At 34.5% G+C, this 20103-nt stretch carries 17 protein-coding genes, 2 pseudogenes and 1 other annotated feature; of the genes and pseudogenes, 1 reads left to right on the top strand and 18 read right to left on the bottom strand.

Annotated elements, in window-relative coordinates:
• Positions 1 to 454: 454 nt before the first annotated feature.
• The 13 genes and pseudogenes from GXX20_09965 to GXX20_09905 all read right to left on the bottom strand — a co-directional run bounded on the left by GXX20_09965 (position 455) and on the right by GXX20_09905 (position 9000).
• Positions 455 to 748 carry a class I SAM-dependent methyltransferase gene (locus GXX20_09965; GenBank protein HHW31978.1) on the bottom strand — a complete coding sequence of 98 codons (294 nt, stop codon included), beginning with the start codon at positions 746 to 748 and terminating at the stop codon, positions 455 to 457.
• A gap of 114 nt (positions 749 to 862) precedes the next feature.
• Positions 863 to 1246 (bottom strand): annotated as a pseudogene (locus GXX20_09960) (HAD-IA family hydrolase).
• Positions 1230 to 1826 (bottom strand): N-acetyltransferase, encoded by a 597-nt coding sequence (locus tag GXX20_09955; protein ID HHW31977.1) that lies wholly within the window; start codon positions 1824 to 1826, stop codon positions 1230 to 1232. The pseudogene GXX20_09960 and the gene GXX20_09955 overlap by 17 nt, the downstream one beginning before the upstream one ends.
• A gap of 126 nt (positions 1827 to 1952) precedes the next feature.
• Positions 1953 to 2768 (bottom strand): hypothetical protein, encoded by an 816-nt coding sequence (locus GXX20_09950; GenBank protein HHW31976.1) that lies wholly within the window; start codon positions 2766 to 2768, stop codon positions 1953 to 1955.
• 86 nt (positions 2769 to 2854) lie between these two features.
• Entirely contained in the window at positions 2855 to 3625 is a 771-nt protein-coding gene (locus GXX20_09945) for a hypothetical protein (protein ID HHW31975.1), read from the bottom strand.
• Between the two features lie 535 nt (positions 3626 to 4160).
• Complete coding sequence (locus tag GXX20_09940; protein ID HHW31974.1) at positions 4161 to 4316, bottom strand: hypothetical protein; 156 nt, start codon at positions 4314 to 4316, stop codon at positions 4161 to 4163.
• 97 nt (positions 4317 to 4413) lie between these two features.
• Positions 4414 to 5016 (bottom strand): zinc dependent phospholipase C family protein, encoded by a 603-nt coding sequence (locus GXX20_09935; protein ID HHW31973.1) that lies wholly within the window; start codon positions 5014 to 5016, stop codon positions 4414 to 4416.
• A 28-nt stretch (positions 5017 to 5044) separates the two neighbouring features.
• Positions 5045 to 5568, bottom strand: a pseudogene (locus GXX20_09930) (NUDIX hydrolase).
• Between the two features lie 46 nt (positions 5569 to 5614).
• Entirely contained in the window at positions 5615 to 6193 is a 579-nt protein-coding gene (locus GXX20_09925) for a hypothetical protein (protein HHW31972.1), read from the bottom strand.
• A 413-nt stretch (positions 6194 to 6606) separates the two neighbouring features.
• On the bottom strand, positions 6607 to 7155 hold the full coding sequence (locus GXX20_09920) for a YcxB family protein (protein HHW31971.1): 549 nt from the start codon (positions 7153 to 7155) through the stop codon (positions 6607 to 6609).
• Between the two features lie 109 nt (positions 7156 to 7264).
• Positions 7265 to 7771 carry a GNAT family N-acetyltransferase gene (locus tag GXX20_09915; GenBank protein ID HHW31970.1) on the bottom strand — a complete coding sequence of 169 codons (507 nt, stop codon included), beginning with the start codon at positions 7769 to 7771 and terminating at the stop codon, positions 7265 to 7267.
• Between the two features lie 305 nt (positions 7772 to 8076).
• Positions 8077 to 8787, bottom strand: coding sequence for a hypothetical protein (locus tag GXX20_09910; GenBank protein ID HHW31969.1), 711 nt, complete (start codon positions 8785 to 8787; stop codon positions 8077 to 8079).
• Positions 8788 to 8817: 30 nt separating this feature from the next.
• Entirely contained in the window at positions 8818 to 9000 is a 183-nt protein-coding gene (locus GXX20_09905; GenBank protein ID HHW31968.1) for a hypothetical protein, read from the bottom strand.
• 541 nt (positions 9001 to 9541) lie between these two features.
• On the opposite strand from GXX20_09905, the gene GXX20_09900 reads away from it, so the two are divergent.
• Positions 9542 to 10669, top strand: coding sequence for a hypothetical protein (locus tag GXX20_09900; GenBank protein HHW31967.1), 1128 nt, complete (start codon positions 9542 to 9544; stop codon positions 10667 to 10669).
• 375 nt (positions 10670 to 11044) lie between these two features.
• Here GXX20_09900 and GXX20_09895 read toward each other — a convergent pair whose 3' ends face one another.
• From GXX20_09895 to GXX20_09875, 5 genes are all read right to left on the bottom strand, one after another.
• Positions 11045 to 12235 carry a glycosyltransferase gene (locus GXX20_09895; GenBank protein ID HHW31966.1) on the bottom strand — a complete coding sequence of 397 codons (1191 nt, stop codon included), beginning with the start codon at positions 12233 to 12235 and terminating at the stop codon, positions 11045 to 11047.
• 451 nt (positions 12236 to 12686) lie between these two features.
• Complete coding sequence (locus GXX20_09890) at positions 12687 to 13835, bottom strand: DUF362 domain-containing protein (protein ID HHW31965.1); 1149 nt, start codon at positions 13833 to 13835, stop codon at positions 12687 to 12689.
• Between the two features lie 70 nt (positions 13836 to 13905).
• Positions 13906 to 14400 (bottom strand): SEC-C domain-containing protein, encoded by a 495-nt coding sequence (locus tag GXX20_09885; protein HHW31964.1) that lies wholly within the window; start codon positions 14398 to 14400, stop codon positions 13906 to 13908.
• 230 nt (positions 14401 to 14630) lie between these two features.
• Positions 14631 to 16799: an NAD(+) synthase gene (locus GXX20_09880; protein HHW31963.1), complete on the bottom strand. Its 2169-nt coding sequence runs from the start codon at positions 16797 to 16799 to the stop codon at positions 14631 to 14633.
• A gap of 72 nt (positions 16800 to 16871) precedes the next feature.
• Entirely contained in the window at positions 16872 to 19523 is a 2652-nt protein-coding gene (locus tag GXX20_09875) for a valine--tRNA ligase (GenBank protein ID HHW31962.1), read from the bottom strand.
• Between the two features lie 186 nt (positions 19524 to 19709).
• Positions 19710 to 19940, bottom strand: a binding site (T-box leader).
• Positions 19941 to 20103: the final 163 nt, after the last annotated feature.

Genomic DNA, 20103 nt, shown 5'->3' with positions numbered 1-20103 from the left:
TATTACGTACCTCCGTTGTTAGTCTTATTCATTAGGGGTAAGCCCTGCAGATCTTACACCCTGTATTCTAACAGGAGGTACTTCTATTTTCAAAGTTCAGTTTGTTTCATTACAGGAATGCTCCTTTAATTATTGATTTGAAAGTGTAAATAACTTACACAATTATTAACAAAAATTGACACGCAGTAAGTGAATGTAAAATCATTTTGGGTATACAACAAAATCTTAAATAATAGTAGATACTCAGTAAGACAAGTCATTCAAAGTTAAAAATATCGTATTTCAATTAGAAGTATAGCATAGGACTAATTTCGTCACAATTAGACAAATCCATCATTTTGTTTGAAATTCTGCTATACAATTTCACCAAAAACAAACCGCGGGAAAATGTTTTTTTAGACTATTTTGGTAAATTCTCTTGTATCACAGAGACAGGCTCTCTATTGAAATGAAATCATTCAAAAATTCTTGAAAAGTCTTTGTTGTTAACAACAAGGTCAAAACGAAATTTATCCTGCAGAGTCAAATGAGTAGTGCCCTGTGTCATAATTAAAACTCCACCCTCATTCAGTCTCTCATACATAGATTTAAAAGCAGTTAACAAGTCTTCTTCCGTATGAAAATGAGCAACAGACTGAGTCATACATGATACAGCATCAAACTTTTCACACCAGGCATTTTCATCAGCCTGCTTTATTTTAACATTAATACCTGCTTTCAGAAGGTTTTCGTTATATACCTTAAGCATGGCACTGGAATAATCGCTGCCTCCTCTTTTTTATCAATATCTGTTATTGCTCCGAACTTATCATATGCGTGTGCCCATTTGGTCTCTGATTTAAGTCATATAATCATATAATTACTACTGTTGTATCAGAATATTTACAAGTTCAAGAAAGCTAACAGCGGTTTTTCCTTCATATTGAACATTTCTGCTATTAAATAGTATGGTGTCCATACCAAGCGATTGTGCAACATCCAAATTTGACCTTCTGTCATCTACCAATATGCAATCACCCGCTTGGTGTCCCAGTTTATCAACTGTAAGCATAAATATTTTTACATCAGGTTTTTTTATTTTTACGTCACCGCTCACAGTAATTACATCAAAATAATTATTAAGCTCAAATTTGTCACGCAAATATCTGCTCCATTCGCTTAAGTCGTTTGATAACAGTGCTAAATGGTAATGTTTCTTTAAGATCGGAGCAAATTCATAAAAAGATTCATTAATTTCTCTGGTATTTTTTCACCAAAGGTTCAAAACCCTCATCAAAGCGCCTTGCTTCCTCTTGATCTATCTCATATACCGGGCTTTGATAATAAATCCATTTCCTTCCGCCCAAAACACCGGGTGTTAGTTCCTTTACCATCATCGCTGTAGGATAGGTTCCATTCGCAAGACATACATTGTACTTTTTACAGCTTTTGAATCCAAGACTTACATAGTTACCCGGATTTCCAAATATCACAATTACATCATAACCAAGTGCAACCGCCTGTTCAAAGGAATGTTCTATCAGCTTTTTTCCATATCCCTTTCGCTGGTACTCAGGTAAAATGCAAACCGGGCCAAACGAAATGATGTCCTTTTTATTACCGGATTCATCAACAAGTTTTGCTTTTGTATACATTATATTCCCTATTATTTGACCATCAACTTCAATCACAAAATCCAGCTCCGGCAGAAAATCCTTGTGGGCCCGCATAATATGAACCAAGTAATGTTCATCGCACCCGGGAACATACAAATTCCAAAAGGCTTTCCTGGTGATTTCTTCCACTTTTCTATAATCTGCTTCTGTTTCATATCTAATCCTAATCAATTTTTTCTACTAGACTCCTTTAGACTGTAATCAAATTATTTTTTTGCTTAATTCTTGCAAATATCCTGTCTACTACAGCATGTTGCGGTTTAGATAAAGACATTTCCCAACTATTATCGATTTCTTTTACCTTTTTGGCTGAAACCCATAAAAGTGTATAACATTCATATCTTCAGGCATATCCAATCCATGGCTTCCTAGTTTTCCGTCAATTTCATGGCATCCATGATCAGTTAAAAAGCCAATCACTGTATTATGCTTTGCCCATATTTTTTCAGTTGCTTTTGCTATTGTGGCAAATGAGTTAATGACTTGTTTAAGAACTTTCAGTGATTCTTCACTCTCTGGTGAAAAACGGTGCATGGTAGCATCATAACGGCGATCATATAAAACTATTAGTTCATGTTTATCTTGTTCTATTAATTCTAATGCCTTTTGAAGGCATTCTTCAGTTGTATCATAGATATAATAGTCCATCTCACGTTCCAGGAAAATCATTGAAATACTGTCATTAGCAGTAGAAATAATTGCAAGCCTTTTCCCGGAACGTATTAGCGCATCAAACAGAGTGTCTGTCCTTAATACCGGTTTTTCATATGCTTTAATGCCATGAATCTCCGGCATTGCTCCTGTATACATTGATGCAAAACATACAGGTGTTACAGATGGCATTACTGAAATAACCGGTAAACCAATTTGTGTATGTTTAAAAATTTCACCAAAAAATTCTGTATACTTCTGAAATAGCCATAACGCGATAGCATCCGGATTATATATCAGTACCCTGTCAGCTTTTTCACCGTTAAAATATTTGTCAGTCAATTGCGTTATTTCTTTTAAAGAATTTGATGCATATATTGGTTCATCAATTCCAAAGATATGAGAAATTGTTGAAGATACACCTGTCAGGCATAAAGAGTTAAGAATTGATTGTTTTAACATGTTTCCTCCTGAAAATATCAAATACTAAATAACTTCTTGATTTCTTATTTATATTATTTATCATAATTTTTTGTCTTTTGCACCACTTAGTCTGTTCGATTTTCATCAAATCTGTCCACTAATTCTTTTTTCAGCATTTCTGTCCATTCCTTGTCCATTCTTTTTAGTCTATCTTTTTTGAGATTCTCTTTTACTATCCAGATAATATCCTTATCATCAGAAATCACCCATTTTTCAAATCGTTGCTTACCCTCTTCAGGAAAAGCAACAATGGCAACACTCCAACAATATGCCAATCCCTTTTTTAACGCAATAAATCCTTCATCTTTTCTGTCTATAATATCCTTTAATGAGTATGTAATATAATCAAGTATTTCTAAAACTTTTGATAACTGTTCTTTCTTTTTCAATAGCTTTGGTTCGCAAAGTGCAGCCGCTGCAGCTCTTTTTTCATAGCAATTACCTTTTGCCCACATTTCCATTTCTGTTATAAGTTCTTCCATATGTTCTTCGCCAAAAATTTGAAGTGCCATTGCTACACATTCACGTATCCGCCAACGGGGATCAGAGGACAGTATCCGCAGATTTTTAAAATATTGTGATTTTCCGTTTTTCACAAGTTTTCCCAATCCTGCAGTTCCACAGCAGGCTAAAAATTCTTGTTGGGTATTAACTGGGGCTATATCGGGTGTATAGCTGAGAAAATGTAGAAATCTACTCTCATTTCCAACCTCTGCAACTGCTTGAATTAATTCTAAATTAGCTCTTGGACCTGGCAAACCTGATTCTTGCATTAAATATTCGTCCCATTCCTTTAAGTTATGTAATTTTTCAATATAAACTTGGGTTTTTTTCATATTCTTCTCCTTCTTCACAAATAGATTCTTTTTCCTGAACAGTCAATAAAAAAGTAATAACACATGCTTTAGGCATTGGTGCCTTTCAAAGTAGTCATTTTCAAAAGGTAGTTTATTATTAAATGGAAGTTCCTCACCATTTTCAATTTCAATAACCGTAACCCCTAGGGGTTCGAGCTTTACTTTAGCAATTTGGACACAAGTATTCAAAAATAGTCCTTTGATAATCTCTCCTCATTATATACTTAATTGAGCCCTAAATTTTTGATAAAAAATATTCATCAAGAACCTCTCGAACTATTGCGTCATTGAAGATGCTCAAATTTTCTCTGCAACTGGTTTCCATTTTATCTGATATATTTTATACTCTATATATTATGTTCTGAGAGGATTTCCCTCAGCTCTATATACCTTATTATTTAATGTAATCAAATACTGATGACCAAGCAGTATCAAAATTTAGTTTTTTATCATATTTATACATTAAGCCATATTTCCCACTTGTCTCTATCTAAAAGGATCTAAAGGATGAATTTCACAAGTTGTCCTTCCATAACCCCTGCTTTAATTCAGAACATTTCATCATCAGCCATCTTCCACTGATTCCATTGAGCATTTTTACAATATATAAAGGTGCTGTTTTAGGATGGGAAAATACAAGTATTTGGACATAATCCGGTATTACCTCCATCTATGCCTGATAGGGCTGTTATTCATAGTCAGCCATAGATGGCAGTTCCTTCATTAATCCTTTATCAACTAGCTTATTATGAATTACCATACATGCTTTATTTATGGTATTTATCCATCTCTTCTTTGGTTAAATATATAAATTCACGGTTCAAATCCCCACTATAGTTTTTATAGAAATTTGTTATAAACTTAATTTGCCGAATTATTGCAGTATCTGAATAATAGTCTAAATATTTATTAGGAAACTCATCAATCATTGAAAATACCAAAAAAACTTTAAACGTAGGATGTTCCTTTAAAAATAAATGGTCTAAATCATACCAATCTTTTTTCATGTCCCAAATAAAGTGTTTATTTTTTTCAAACTCTGATTTAAATTTATTTATCTTAGGACAAGAGATCTGCTTTTCCCATTCAATATCTGCCAGTAAATGAATATAGTAACCTAGATAGAAAGAAAAATATCTATTGGGCTCAGCAAGATATTGATTATAAAATCCATCTAAATCAACACCGAATTCTGATCGTTCATTTCTCCAGTGTGTTATTTCTCTTGGTGGTGTAAATTCGCTCCAATCAGAATTAGGTTCTCCACAATCAGGTCCAATATTTCCAACAATAAACTCTATTTCTGATATGTTCTCAAGTTTATCCAAAAAGTACTCTGCAATCCTGAAATGTGACATCCAAGTAGCCATATTAATTCTTCCTTTCAAACTATTACCATCAAATTATCTGTTGTTTGACTATATACCTCACTTGTTTATACCGATAGGTTACAAAATGTTTTATATTTTTAGGTGGCGATAGTATATCTTCTTTTATTTCCAACGGGTAAAGTTTAATATCATTAACTTGGGATAGAGGAATCCAGCAAAAATCTAAATCAATCCGTTCATTACCTATTTCATCATATGCTTTTAATATACCATCAAGAGGTATCTGAGTTTCATTGCATAGTGATACTAAATAATACAAACCAATTTGCTGGCAAGGTTTATTTCCCCAAGGAAAATAATTCTCCCCTATCATTACAAGTCTATCAATCTTTATGTCAGCACCAATTTCTTCTTGAACTCTCTGACTAGTGTTTCATATGATGTTTCACCAAAAGCAACATGACCTCAAGGCAAAGAGTATCCATTATCATTCACTGGTTTTTGCAGCAATATTTTATCATTGTATATTAATATTCCTGCTACTCGATAAGAAAAAATAAAATCCTTTGTCTTAAATATCATATCCTGCATACTGCACTCCTACACAAAATTAAAATTGTTTCTGTCGCGGTACGGCCTACAACATCAATTCTAATTGTTTTATGGTTTTCTTATCAAGTAAACCACCTGTAAGTGCATTAGTAATGTATTTATCAATTTCTTCTGAGGAACAAAATTTTTTTATTAACAAAAGAATATTTAAAATATCAGTTAATATCAGCTTCCTCATTGTTGGTTTAATACTCATAATATCAATAAATATAAGTCCATTTGCAACTTTATTATGTAAATTTGTCCTGTAAGTAACTATTTTACCTAATGACTTTATACATTGGCGTACCATAATCGGCTTTTCATCATTTAAGATTCTTAAGTAATCATCAATAATAATGTCAATTTTGTTTTCCCTGTCCCATTTAACATTAGCCGCGATAAGCCTTACCCCGATACTTCTTTGATAGGAATTGGTACTTCTTAATTTCTCACAAAAAATATCCCAAAAAGGATATACATCATCATATTCCTCTGAAAGGTGTTCCAACAAAAGCAATGAATTATATCTCAATTTATCATCTTTTTCATTTAACCATTCCACTAGCTGAGATATGTCTACTGTTTCTATAGTAATCATAGCTTCTTCACCTATAAAATTCATGCATAACGGCCTGAAGCTTTATCTTCGGCCATATGCCCTGAAAATAATCAAAATGTTAGCTTCTACAATTAATTACTTATAGTGAAACTTCCAAATTCTCCACCTCAAAACTTTCCCAGGATATTTTTATTGACTGTCACAGCATTTAATTCTACCTTCAAACTTGGTTTCTCACATGAATAAAAGATAAACATGTCCTATTAGGGTTTTCCCGCATCTATTAGCCCTTTTCCTCTCCGAATATTGGTGATTACAATTGTGAAATCTTAACTCTGTGAGCGGATATTGGGCTAGTATTATATAACCACATTCTACCATTAATAATAATGGCCGGCAACCTATACACATTGTAAAAACCCGTCATTTCAAATTGAACCCATCGAAGTAGCTGCCAAGAACGGCAGTTTTTTAATTCAGCTTTTTAATTTTAGTTTTTTTTTCTCTAAGTTCTGGGTAATTATTTGCTTAAATAGTGTAATCTGATTTTCATTTATAAAGGATCTCTTCGGCAAAACAAATGCTCCTTCAGCAGTTGGAGAAGTAAAGACCAAAAAATATTCACTCAATTCTATTACTTTGAAAACTTCCTCCCATTTTACATTTTTATAACTGTTAGTGGTATTGAGTGTTATTCCATAATCAGTTATATTATATGACTGAGTTTTACTTAATTCACTATTGGCTGAGTATATCCTCTTGGCCAGCATATTAGCGGAAAAAATAATTATTAAAGGTTGTAAGCTAAATCCTAAACATAAAATAAAAACCGTAAATGGAATTGTTCCACCTTTTCTCAATATCTGAACTGAGAAGGAAATGAGATATAACAATACTATAACTGCAAGAATTATCATTTTAGACAACACGCTACTGAAAGATGTTCCAAAAATATATTTTTTATAATCTCTTAACGTTAAATTAACCTCCAGGCTTATTATATTTTGATTTACCTCACTATTCATATACTGACCCCCTTAAAATAATAATTCTATCATTTTTAGACTGAAAGCTTTATCCTGACTCTGACGCGTTAATAATTAACTCCTTCAAACAACACCTCCCAAAAAAACTTTATTCCTTTATTTGTGCATACATTTTCATGTCAAGTACTTCGCCATTTTTAACCGCATTTTTTCTTAATGTCCCTTCCAGAACAAATCCTGCTTTTTCTAAAACTCTACATGATGCAATATTATTTGCAAAAGGTGTAGCAAAAATACGTATAATATCTGTATTTCCAAATATATAATCGCAGGCTTCTTTTACTGCGGCTGTAGCGATTCCCCGACCCCACCATGGTTCTGCAATATAATACCCCATTTCAGCAGTATATTTATGTATATTATCTTTACGATATACACCTATACAGCCGATAGCTTTATTATCAACAGTTATAGCCCAGACATATTGGCTGTCTTTCTCAGCGCTCAATATAGAAGATATAAACATCTGTGCATCAGAAAGTGTATATGGGAATGGTATACCATCCCTCAAATTATCCTGCACCTTTTTATTATTTATAGCAATAACAAGATCCTGGGCATCATCTAATTCCCATTTACGTATTTTTACATTCATTTGTTATGTACCTCCTCCGGTCTGTATTAACTTGAGTGCTTTGTCGAATGTCGTTCGATGCCGTGCAAATCATGGATAACGGGTATTATTTTTAGTTAACTGAAAAGCCTCTGTGGCGTTCAGGTTTAGTTTTTACAGTCACCTACTCGATTAGCTTTAGCAGTGTGGTGTGCTGCCCGGACTTGGTCTTCAAGTACTTAACCTTTGTACGCAGACCTTTCACACCGTTTTCGCAGGTGCATTGTTATGTGAAAAATAACATCCTATATGAACCACCTCGTCTAGTTCAGGTAAAATATTGAAACTTAGAATATGAAAGATAATATTTTATATAAAATAATTAAAGCCGGGAATAAGCTTACAAAGATATTCTTCTTAATCCTGGTATCTACATGGGGACTTGCCTGGATATAATATGTACTCCATACAAATATCAACAATAGTGAAATCCCAACTGGAATTACTATATATGAAGAATCACTTAGCATAACTAGCCCGAATCCGATTATAATGCCAGGAACTGCAATAATCTGAAGGAATTGATTTTTATTCTTCTCAACACTTTTGATTTCCATCCATTGAGATAATGATTCCTTCAATTCGTCATATCTCTCAATAATATTTGGGATATAAATATACTTGCTGGGGGTTTTGGTTTTTATTGTTATTCCATTCTTTATATCCTCGGTTATTGATACTACTTCTGATTTTGTAATTTTTATTTCAGGAATGTTTTTTTGATATCTGCTTATATAATCATCCATTAACACAATTTTAAATGGAGTAAATGATTCATAATTAATCCTATAACCACGGCGAATACCAATAAAAATTGCAAAAGAGCTGATCAAGATTGCTATAGGAATTACTATATATAGATTACCACTAGAACCAATCCTAGATAATCCGATATAAAATCCTGCTATCATTGTGATTAAAATTATTGGTGTAGCATTTATTAACCTTTTTTTTATTTCCAAATTAATCTTTTTTTCTGGTACTTTAAATCCTTTCATGAAACTCACACCTTGTATTTCATTTTTTCACTAAAATTTCAATATATTGCTAGCATCAAAATCCACATTTTTATATTCAATTAATTCCATAGTTGCAAACGCTGTACCTTCAATTGCATGAGGATATATGTATATATCTACTGTGCCACCAACATTGAAAGGAATAATAGCATGGCTTACCATGTGATATTGTTTTCCTAATATACTTTCCATGACCTTTTTTTTTGAAAGAACTCATTTAGTTCTTCTTCAGAAACCTTTTTCTTAAAAAGTTTATCAAGAATACCCATATAATTCCTCCCATTTTAATATTCTTTTTTATCTGCTACGGATTTTGTGTTAACGAAACCATGCAATTTGGTACATGATGAATAATTCTGTAGAGAGTTGTACTTACACATAATATCTGGTATTTATTCACCTTTTTTTATCAATAATATTTTTATTATATAATTATATTTCCAATTTGTACATATTTTTCTAATCTGTTCTTTGGTTTTCTAAGGTTTTTTCAAAGTATTCCTTTAGACAGATATAAAAAACATATCAAAGATATTTAACAATCGTAAGGAAAATAATTAAACCAGTACATCTACTATTATGGTAGATACTTAGGTTTTTATGGTATAATTTTATGTATAAAAAGATTCATAGTAATCTTTTTTATCTAAATTATCAGTAAACTTGGATTATTGGGCAAACATAACAGGACTAATTTTATAATAAAAATCTATCCACCAAGGGGGCTTTATAAATGGATCTTAAAGTAATACAAGTATCCACAAAATCTGATCTTAAGAAATTCTTATACCTTCCATGGAAAATATATAAAGGAAATGATTGCTGGGTGCCTCCTCTAATAAAGGATCTGAAAGATTCTCTTGATGACTCAAAAAATCCGTCAATGAAAAAAATAAAACATGTTATGTATCTTGCTCTCCTGGATGGCAAACCTGTAGGAAGAATATTTGCAGGTATAGATAATGAACTTAATAGTAAAAAAGGTGTTATGATGGGGCATTTTTCTTTATTTGAGTGTATTGATAACTACGATGTTGCGAAAAGTCTCTTTGACACCGCAATTAAATGGTTCAAAGAAAATAAAATTCAGATTGCCAGAGGTCCTGTATCTCCTACAGGTACTGATGATGATGAAAGCAAGGGACTACTTGTTAACTGTTTTGATCAGCCTCCTGTTATAATGAATAGCTACAATCCTCCCTATTACAAAGATTTCATTGAAAGATATGGGTTTACTAAGGATTATGATGTTTTTGCCTATTTCTTGGAGCCAACTGACCTGTTTAAAAAGAATCCTGATAAAATCATAGAGTATGCCAAAAAGAAATATAACTTTACTGTCGAGTCACTGAGTATTAAAAACATTGATAAAGAAGTATTAGATATAAAGCATGTCCTGGATCTTGCTATTCCGGTTGAATGGCCGGATCTTGTCCCTCCGTCCCTTGAAGAAATTAAAGGTATGGTAAAAAAGCTTCTGCCTTATGCTGATCCCGATTTAATTATTTTAGCAAGGTCAGAAGGCGAAGCCATAGGCTTTGGATTAGCTTTACCTGATTATAATCAGCTCCTCATACATCTCAACGGGCGGATAACTCCTATTTCGGCCTTAAAATATTTGTGGTATAAAAGGAAGATTAATTGTGCCAGGGTTTTTGCCATGTTCGTGGTTCCTGAATTCAGAAAAAAAGGTGTGTCTCACGCAATATACTATCAAATTTTTATTAATGGCATTAAAAAAGGATATAAGTATGGGGAAGCCTCAACTATAGGTGAAACTAATGTAAATATGAGGAAAGACATAGAAAGCATTGGAGCAAAACATTATAAAACATACAGGATATATTCCATGAAAATCTGATAGTATGTCTCGTATATTCCGTTAATAAATTCTATATTCATAAATATACCCTATAAGTATCCTTTATGTGTACACATAAAATTACATTCTATATATATTCATTGTCTTTTATTCATCTATATGCCACTAACGATTTATGAAAGCCTCCTATGAAACATTATTTTTCATAGGAGGCTTACTTTACAGAGTTTCCCTCACAGTCTCGTCTCTATTTTTCAGCAAGCTTATTTTACAGACTTTTTTACATACATAAAACTTATAGTGTTGCAAATTAACTTTTATGTTAGCGCTATTTTTTTCTTAATAAAGTTACGCTGGTAATTAAGCAATAGGTTACTTTCTATCTTCAAATATTCTATTTTAAAAGTGTATTATTTAATAATCTTCTTCTGCAACCTGTTCTTCCAGCGCAATCTCTTCCACAAAGTTAATACCTTCAATATAGCCTCCTTTTCTTACTTCATACTCAATTCCCCTCCATAATACACAGGGATTCTTGAAGGCATATAACAGAGCGCAGGTTCCGAAAATATCAAATACAGGGCCCATAATAAAATCCACAGGCATAATCTTGTTCTTAGTTACCACCCTCATGGCAAGTCCGTGAACAATTCGCAGTGCTATAAATATTAATGAAAGGATTAAAAGGCTCTTATCTCTCATAATAAGTGAAACTAAAAGTAATGCCCAATACCAGAACAATATTAGCAAAAATGTAGGCAGTTCAAAAGCTATATGAGTTTTTATTCCTACTGCTATTCTTTTCGCATAATTAAGTGATTTTTCTTTAGCCAGTTTATCCACATGGCACTCAATAAATGGTCCTAATTCAAGTTTATAACCCATTCTGTAGAGTGTATTTCCCAGATGCAAATCTTCCAGCAGAGAACCTCCAAAAGCTTCCAAACCACCTATATCCTTTAATAGCTGCTTTCTCATTCCGAATGCCGCACCTGTTGCGCCAACATCCATACCAATCTTTGTGAAAAAAGCCCACATGAAATCAGTTTCACTGTTCTGAATAAAAGTAAAAAACCTCGTCCAAAAATCCCTTCCGCCAATATTAACCTGTCCACAGGTTGTAATACCAACATTTTCATCTTTTAATGGCCTAACCATTTTTACAATAAAATCAGGTTTAACTCTAACATCACTGTCTCCAAAAAGAACAATGTCATACTTGGCCAGTTTCATACCGTGAACCATATTCGAACTTTTTCCGTTTAATCCGGGTATGATCGGATTTACTGTAATAGTCATATCAATTTCTGGATAACGCTCAATAAATTTCTTCACCACTTTGATAGCAGGATCTTTTGGATCCTGAAAACTGAAGATATGCTGCACAGGACCGCAATAATTCTGATTCATCCATGATTCAAGATTTTTTTCAAATTCATAATCTAAATCTTTTATTGGATGAATAATACTTACACCTACATCTTTATCAATATCTCCCGATGGTATTAATTTTTCAGTCCACTTAAGATGCCTTCTGACAAAAATGATTTGAGCTACCCAAAAAGAACAAAAGATGATTCCAATTGCAATCGCTAAATATAACATTTACAAGACCCCCAAAGAATAAATAAATACTTAAAAGTTAGTATGCTCTTCAGGTTAGTATACTTCTTTTGGTAATAATCTTTCCTACTTCTTTTTCTACTTGCTATTGATATGTACTAATTATAATAATTATAATAAATTAATTACTCCTTATCTAATTATAATACCATAATAATAAACATACAATAGAATAATGCTTCACAATAATGCTTTATTTCTAGAAATTAATCTCCAGGCTTAAACTTGCCAGTGATATTTTTGAACTAATGAACCAATGAATCTTTGAACAATAGAATTTATGTAATAATTACATTAATCAAAAAATCAGTTAAAATACGATCCAGCTATTATCGTTTCAAAACTCCTTACTATCAAATTTTTGTAAATAATTAATCCAATTATTCAATATTTTATTAACATAAATTCTATAATATTTAGCTTTTACTTAAACTTAATACTTATATCTTTTGAAAATTTTCCTTAAAGCCGGAACTTTAAGCTCAATTGCTCCTTCAGGACATAGTTCCTGACAACAGAAGCATCTTATGCACCTGTTATAGACATATGTAGGAGGCTTGTCCTTTATTCCATCATGCCAGTTCACAGCTTTTGGTTTTACAGGGCAAACCGAAACACAAACACCACATTTTACACATTTGGAACTGAATATATGGGGCTTGGGCACAAGAGCATTTTTGAGAAGCCTTATAGCTCCACTTTGCTTAAATGGTCTGACCGGCTCTCTTTTTACATCAAAATCAGGGGCGTAAAAAGAGTTTATATCATCTCCTACTAACTGGATTTCTTCCTGGAGGTATGTACCTAGCCCTCCTTCCTTACCATAAACAATAGTGGGGACATATTCCGGATTCAGGTTTATTATTCTACAGGCGGTAGAATCAATAGCAACAGGATCTTCAGAAAAAAGCAGCAAGTTCAATTTTCTTGGTCTTCCGCTTCTTGGTCCGTTTCCTTCCATGGCATAAACAGCATCCATAATATACAGCCTGGGCTTAATCAAATTATTGATATCTACAAGCATCTTGGCAAATAGTGTGGAATCGGTTATTTTAGCATGAAACTCACCTTTCAGAGGCCCAGGTATGCAACCAAACTGATTTTTTACTGCGCCGGTAATTCCTGCAAATCCATGGGCTTTAAATTTTGATATGCTAATTAAGCCGTCACTTTCCACAACGCCATTTGCTATAATAAATCTTTTATTCTGAATCCCTTCTTCAAAGAAGACCTCTTGACCATTATGAAAATCAGCAATTTCTATTCCAACCTCATTGGCCGCTTCTTCAATTTTAGCTTTTCTTGCAGCATATTCAGGACTATGTACTCCCGGAGAATCGCCATATTTCACTATGGCACCAGTATTAACAAATGCTTCCGCCACTGCTTTAAAAACTATATTGTTTGTTGTTGAACATCTTTCGGGCGGATCGGCAGCTACCAGATTTGGTTTTAGAAGTATTTTATCTCCTTCCTTTGAAAACCGGGATACACCGCCTAATAAATCAAGTCCTTTTTCAACAGCCTTTTTAACCTCATTGTATTCATAACTTTCACATCTAACTAACGCAACAATTGACATTCCTAATGTCCTCACTTGTGTTCAAAGATGAATTATTATGCTATGTAACGGATATTTGCCATATTAATGGTTATTTACCGCAGCACTTCTTATATTTCTTTCCGCTTCCGCAGGGGCATGGGTCATTTCTCCCAATTTTATTACTTACTGCCATCTTAGACCGCCTATACTCTTTTGTAATTTCAGTTCTTCTTTCCTGGGGCAGTACGCCCTCCCATTGTTGGAGATTATATAGCCAATCGGCTTTTGCTTCAAGCATATTAAAATAAAGCTTTTCAAAATCAACTTCCAGCTTTATCTGGCTGTCTTCAGTAAGCTCCTCAATATTAAGAGGCTCTTTAAGGCTGGTATTTATGCCATCAAGAAACCCCACCATAGTAACTGTATCCATATTAAACTTTTCTGCTAATTCCTTAAGCGTTCCACTTACTACTTCATTATGATTTTCAAGGATATATTCATAATTTTTTGTTTCCTTTTCAAAATATTGAGCCCAGAACTTATTATATTCTTCTTGTGTTGTATGTTCTGACGCTTGTTTTATCCAATTGTCATATAAACTCATATACTATTATTAATGAGAGGTTGCTCATAAAAGCAAAACTCTCACCAAAAAACACTTCCTTTCTTTTATTATTTATTATATTTATCAATATAGTTATAGCTCATGATAAATAAAGTTACTTATCAATATTTATAACATATTTATTAATTTCTTGAAAGGAAATTTACAAGAATATATATTAAAAAATGTCCAAAATCTACATTTTTATGAAATTATTAAAAAATTAATCGTTAATCCAGGCCTTTTAGCCATATTGTTACATCAGCATCACTGGGCATGATCCATTCCCCTCTGGGAGACATGCTTATTGAGCCCACTCCCGGTCCATCAGGGAGACAGGATCTCTTAAACTGCTGTCTGAAAAACCTATTTAAAAATAATTTAAGCCATCTCTTAATATCTGATAAATAGTATTTACCTTTGAAGGCCTGCTCCGCCAGGAACAGGATCTTCTCAGGGGATGCTCCGTATCCCAAAATATGATAAATGAAAAAATCATGTAATTCATAAGGACCTACAATATCCTCAGTCTTCTGGTTGATTTCTCCCCCGGAATCAGGAGGCAATAATTCTGGAGTAATAGGTGTGTCAATAATATTATTTAATAATTCCATTACAATATCCTTATTGATTCCTTCAACATCAATATTACCAGCAGCCCATCTGATAATGTGAGGTATAAGGGTCTTGGGAACACCTGAATTAACGGCATACATTGACATATGATCCCCATTATATGTACACCATCCAAGAGCAAGTTCCGACAAATCTCCTGTGCCAATAACCAGTCCTCCTATTTTATTTGCTATATCCATAAGTATTTGGGTTCTTTCTCTTGCCTGGACGTTTTCGTAGGTAACATCATGTGTATCAGCAGGATGGCCTATATCTTTAAAATGCTGAATACAAGCATCTCTAATATCAATTTCCCTGATGCTGGTGTTCAAGGCTTTCATAAGACCTAATGCATTGCCATGGGTGGAATCGGTTGTACCAAATCCCGGCATGGTAACCGCCAGGATGTTCTGGGGAGGTAATCCCAGCACATTAAAGGCTTTGACAGTTACTAGAAGTGCCAGCGTAGAATCCAGTCCACCCGAAACTCCAATTACCCCATGCTTAAGTCCAGTATGCATAATTCTCTTAACCAATCCTGCAGTTTGCACAGAGAATATTTCACTGCATCTGGCATCTCTTTCCTCCTGGGCAAAAGGAATAAAAGGATGGGGAGAAACCGGCCTGTTCAGTCTGTCATATTTCCTGCCTTCAATCATAAACTCAATAATTCTATAGTCATTTAATTTATCAGATAAACTATTGAAAGTGAAATTTGCATCCTTCAGTCTGATACTTTCTAATTTCTCAACATCAATTTCTGAATAAATCAACTGGCTTTCAAGTGAAAATCTCTCGGATTCATTTAATTCCCTACCGTTCTCTACTATTAATGAATAACCTCCAAAAACCTTATCAGTTGTAGACTCATAAATGCCCGATGACGCATATACATATCCTGCTTTGCATCTGTCTGATTGCTGCCTGATAAGCTCTTTTCTGTGTTTATGCCTTCCCGCCAGTTCTGCCTCTGCTGCAAGGTTAAATACTATAACCGCTCCGGATAAGGCTTGATAGGAGCTGGGAGGGAGAGGATTCCACATATCTTGTGAAATCTCGACCCCAAAGCATACGCTGCTATACTCCACTGCATCTTTATCCAGGCATTTATTCTCATATTTATCTGCGCATTTTTCTATATTTTTATCTGTACTGTTATCTGCATTTAGAATTGTATTATTATCTTCTGCATGTTTATCCGCATCATTGTTCCTTTTATATATATCCGTATTATATTCAGTATTTCTATCCACAGTATTTATACTATCTATAATATCGCTGTCACTAGCAAACTTATTGGATTTTATCCTGGCTCTAAACAGCAAATCTACTCCAAAAGGAACTTTCTGATTACACAAATCAACTTCTGTGTTAACTGCCTCAAGTCCGGATGAAAACCACCTTCCATCTGATTGAGGTCCTTTGCTGCTGACATGGGTTTTAGGAACTGCTCCTAATATCTTACCCTTATTGATAACAATACCACAGCTGAATAACTTTCCTTCAGCAAGCACAGGTGCTCCAACAATAATAACAATATCAGAACCAACTGTGCTCTCAGCAATCTTATACAATTGCTTTTCAACTTCTCTGATGAGGGTCCTCTGGTATAATAAATCACCGCAGGAGCATCCTGTTACGGAAAGCTCAGGGAAAACCAGTATCTGAACTCCCACATCATCAGCCTTTTTTATGATATTAATGATTTCCTGGCTATTGTACTCACAATTTGCCACTTTTAGGGTTGGAACCGCAGCTCCCACTCTGACAAACCCGAAAAACACATAATCACCTCTAATAAAGTATAATACAACAAATTGGAAGCAAAAGAACCGTCCCTTCGCTTCCCCATGCTTCTATCCCTTCAATGCGTTCAGTCGTTCTACAACCTTATTATACATATCCTGATATTTAGCCTGCTTTTCTCTTTCTTCCTGGACAACTTTTTCAGGAGCCTTTGAAATAAATCCCTTGTTGTTCAGCTTTCCTTCAACTCTCTTTAGTTCGCCTTCGAGATTTGCCTTTTCTTTTTCCAGCCTTTCTATTTCCTTATCAATGTCTATAAGGTCTTCTAAAGGAATATAAATCTGCGCTCCTGGTATAACTCCGCTTACGGCTGTAGAGGGTATGCCATGCTTGTCAGACTGGAATACTACCTCTGATGCTCCCGCCAGCCTGATAAAGTATTTCTCTCCCTCAGAAATAATATTGCCCATTTCTGCTCTCTCTGAGACAAATATCAGTTTGGTTTTTCTTGAAACCGGCACATTCATTTCAGCCCGAATATTTCTTATACTCTTTATAGCGCTCATAATCAATTCCATTTTTTCCACGTCATCTTCAAAATTGTATTCTTCTCTGTATTCAGGCCATTTAGAAATCATGATGCTCTCATCTATATCAACTAAGTGCTGATAAATTTCCTCTGTTATAAAAGGCATGAAGGGATGCAGCAGCTTCATGGAGTTGCTGAGAACATGATTTAATACATATTGTGCCTCCAGCCTGCTTGGGTTCTCCCTGTCATAAATCATTGGCTTAGCCAGTTCAATATACCAGTCGCAGAATTCTTCCCATATAAACTCGTATATCTTTTGCAGGGCAATTCCAACTTCAAATTTTTCCAGGTTCTCAGTAACTTCTTTAATAATTGTATTCATCCTGCTTAGAATCCATTTATCTGCTATGGTAAACTTATTTACATCAACTTTGCTGAAATCTAAATCATCATCAAAATTCATCAACACAAATCTTGCAGCGTTCCATATTTTATTGGCAAAATTCCTGCTGGACTCAACCTTTTCTGTTGAGAATCTTAAATCATTACCTGGAGAAATTCCTATTGTAAGAGTAAATCTCAGGGCATCTGTACCGTACTGTTCTATTATTTCAAGAGGATCAATACCGTTCCCCAGGGATTTGCTCATCTTCCTGCCCAGAGCATCCCTCACAATTCCATGGATAAAAACATATTTAAAGGGTTCCTTGCCTGTGTGCTCCAAAGCCGAGAAGATCATTCTGGCTACCCAGAAGAAAATAATATCGTATCCTGTAACCAATACATCAGTGGGGTAAAAATATTTCAAATCTTCAGTCTCATCAGGCCATCCAAGGGTGGAAAAAGGCCAGAGAGCTGAACTGAACCAGGTATCAAGAGTATCGGGATCCTGTTCTATATCAGTACTTCCGCATTTGCTGCATTTTTCCGGTTTTTGGTGTTCAACCATTGTGAACCCGCATTCCTGGCAATAGTAAGCAGGTATTCTGTGTCCCCACCATAACTGTCTGGAAATACACCAGTCTTGTATATTTTCCATCCAGTTGAAATATATTTTGGAAAATCTTTCAGGCACAAACTTTATGGTACCATTTTTTACAGCTTCAATTGCAGGTTTTGCCAGGGGCTCCATACGGACAAACCACTGTTTTGATATCAGCGGTTCTATAACAGTACTGCATCTGTAACAGGTTCCAACATTATGAGTGTGATCTTCTATTTTCAGAAGCAGATCCAGGTTCTTCAGATCTTCGACTATTTGCTTCCTTGCTTCATATCTGTCCATGCCGGCATAATGCCCTGCATTTTCTGTCATAGTTGCGTCATCGCCGATTACTTTTATCTGAGAAAGATTATGCCTCAATCCAATTTCAAAGTCGTTAGGATCATGAGCAGGAGTAATTTTAACAGCTCCTGTTCCAAAATCCTTCTCTACATATTCATCGGCTATAATAGGTATCTCTCTGTTCATAAGGGGAAGTATAGCATAACATCCAACCAGATGCTTATACCTCTCATCCTCAGGATGTACAGCAACAGCGGTATCTCCCAGCATTGTCTCAGGTCTGGTGGTAGCTATTACTATATACTCGTCTCTGCCCTTAATGGGATACTTAATATGCCAGAAGTGCCCTTCCTTCTCTTCATATTCAACTTCAGCATCAGAAATAGAGGTATTACATTTTGGACACCAGTTAATTATTCTTTCTCCCCTGTATATGAGGCCTTTTTTATACAATCTTATAAAAACCTCAAGTACGGCTCTGGATAAGCCTTCATCCATTGTAAATCTTTCACGGTCCCAGTCACAGGAGCTACCTAATTTTTTAAGCTGCTCAACAATTCTTCCTCCATAAACTCTTTTCCACTCCCAGGCTCTCTCTAAAAATTTCTCTCTTCCAATATCCTCTTTGGTAAGCCCTTCCTTTGCCATAGCTTCAACAATCTTAGCCTCAGTAGCTATACTTGCATGGTCTGTACCTGGAAGCCAAAGAGCTGAATAACCCTGCATCCTTTTCCATCTTATTAGGATATCCTGAAGTGTATTATCAAGAGCATGCCCCATATGAAGCTGCCCTGTGATATTTGGGGGAGGTATCACTATAGTGAAAGGTTTTTTATTTTCATCAATATTGGCATGAAAATAGCCTTTGTTCGTCCATTCATTGTAAATCCTGTCCTCTACTTGAGCAGGGTCATAAGTTTTTGCAAGAATTTTTTCCTGTTCCATTTCTAATTCCTCCTGAATCATTACTGAATTATTTACCTAATAAATTTAAACTTAATTTTAATCTTTTCTTAATTTCACGTAAAATTAATAATACTTGTGATTCCACACAAGCACGGGTTTAACATCAAACTCGCTTCGCTCAAGGATTAAAATAACTTACTTGAAGTAAAAAAACCTCTCATCCAAAAAATGGACGAAAGGCTATTCTTCCGCGGTACCACCACAATTCCCTGATAACAGGGCTACTTTTTGGAATAACGGTCCATGCCGCTGCAATCTACTGAAGGCAGATTTGCCTGTTCAACTGCAGAACTCATAAGCGACCTTCATCAGCCTGTACCCGGAAGGACTTGCACCCGGTGATCCTTCCTCTCTTTGGGCCATTTTCTGATTACTCCTCTTAATCATCGTTTTTATAATTTTCTTTTGCCTTCATATATTAGATTAGTTTTCATTTAAAAACATAATATTACAAACATAATATAGCAATTGTTTTAGAGTGTCAAGGGAGTGTAAAAAAAACAAATAAATGCTCATCTTTTATTGAATAAGAATTTTTCTTTCTGTATAATTTAACTAT

This window comes from Clostridiaceae bacterium (assembly GCA_012840395.1).
GTDB lineage: Bacteria > Bacillota > Clostridia > Acetivibrionales > DULL01 > DULL01.
This window is presented reverse-complemented; position numbering and strand designations above follow the sequence as displayed.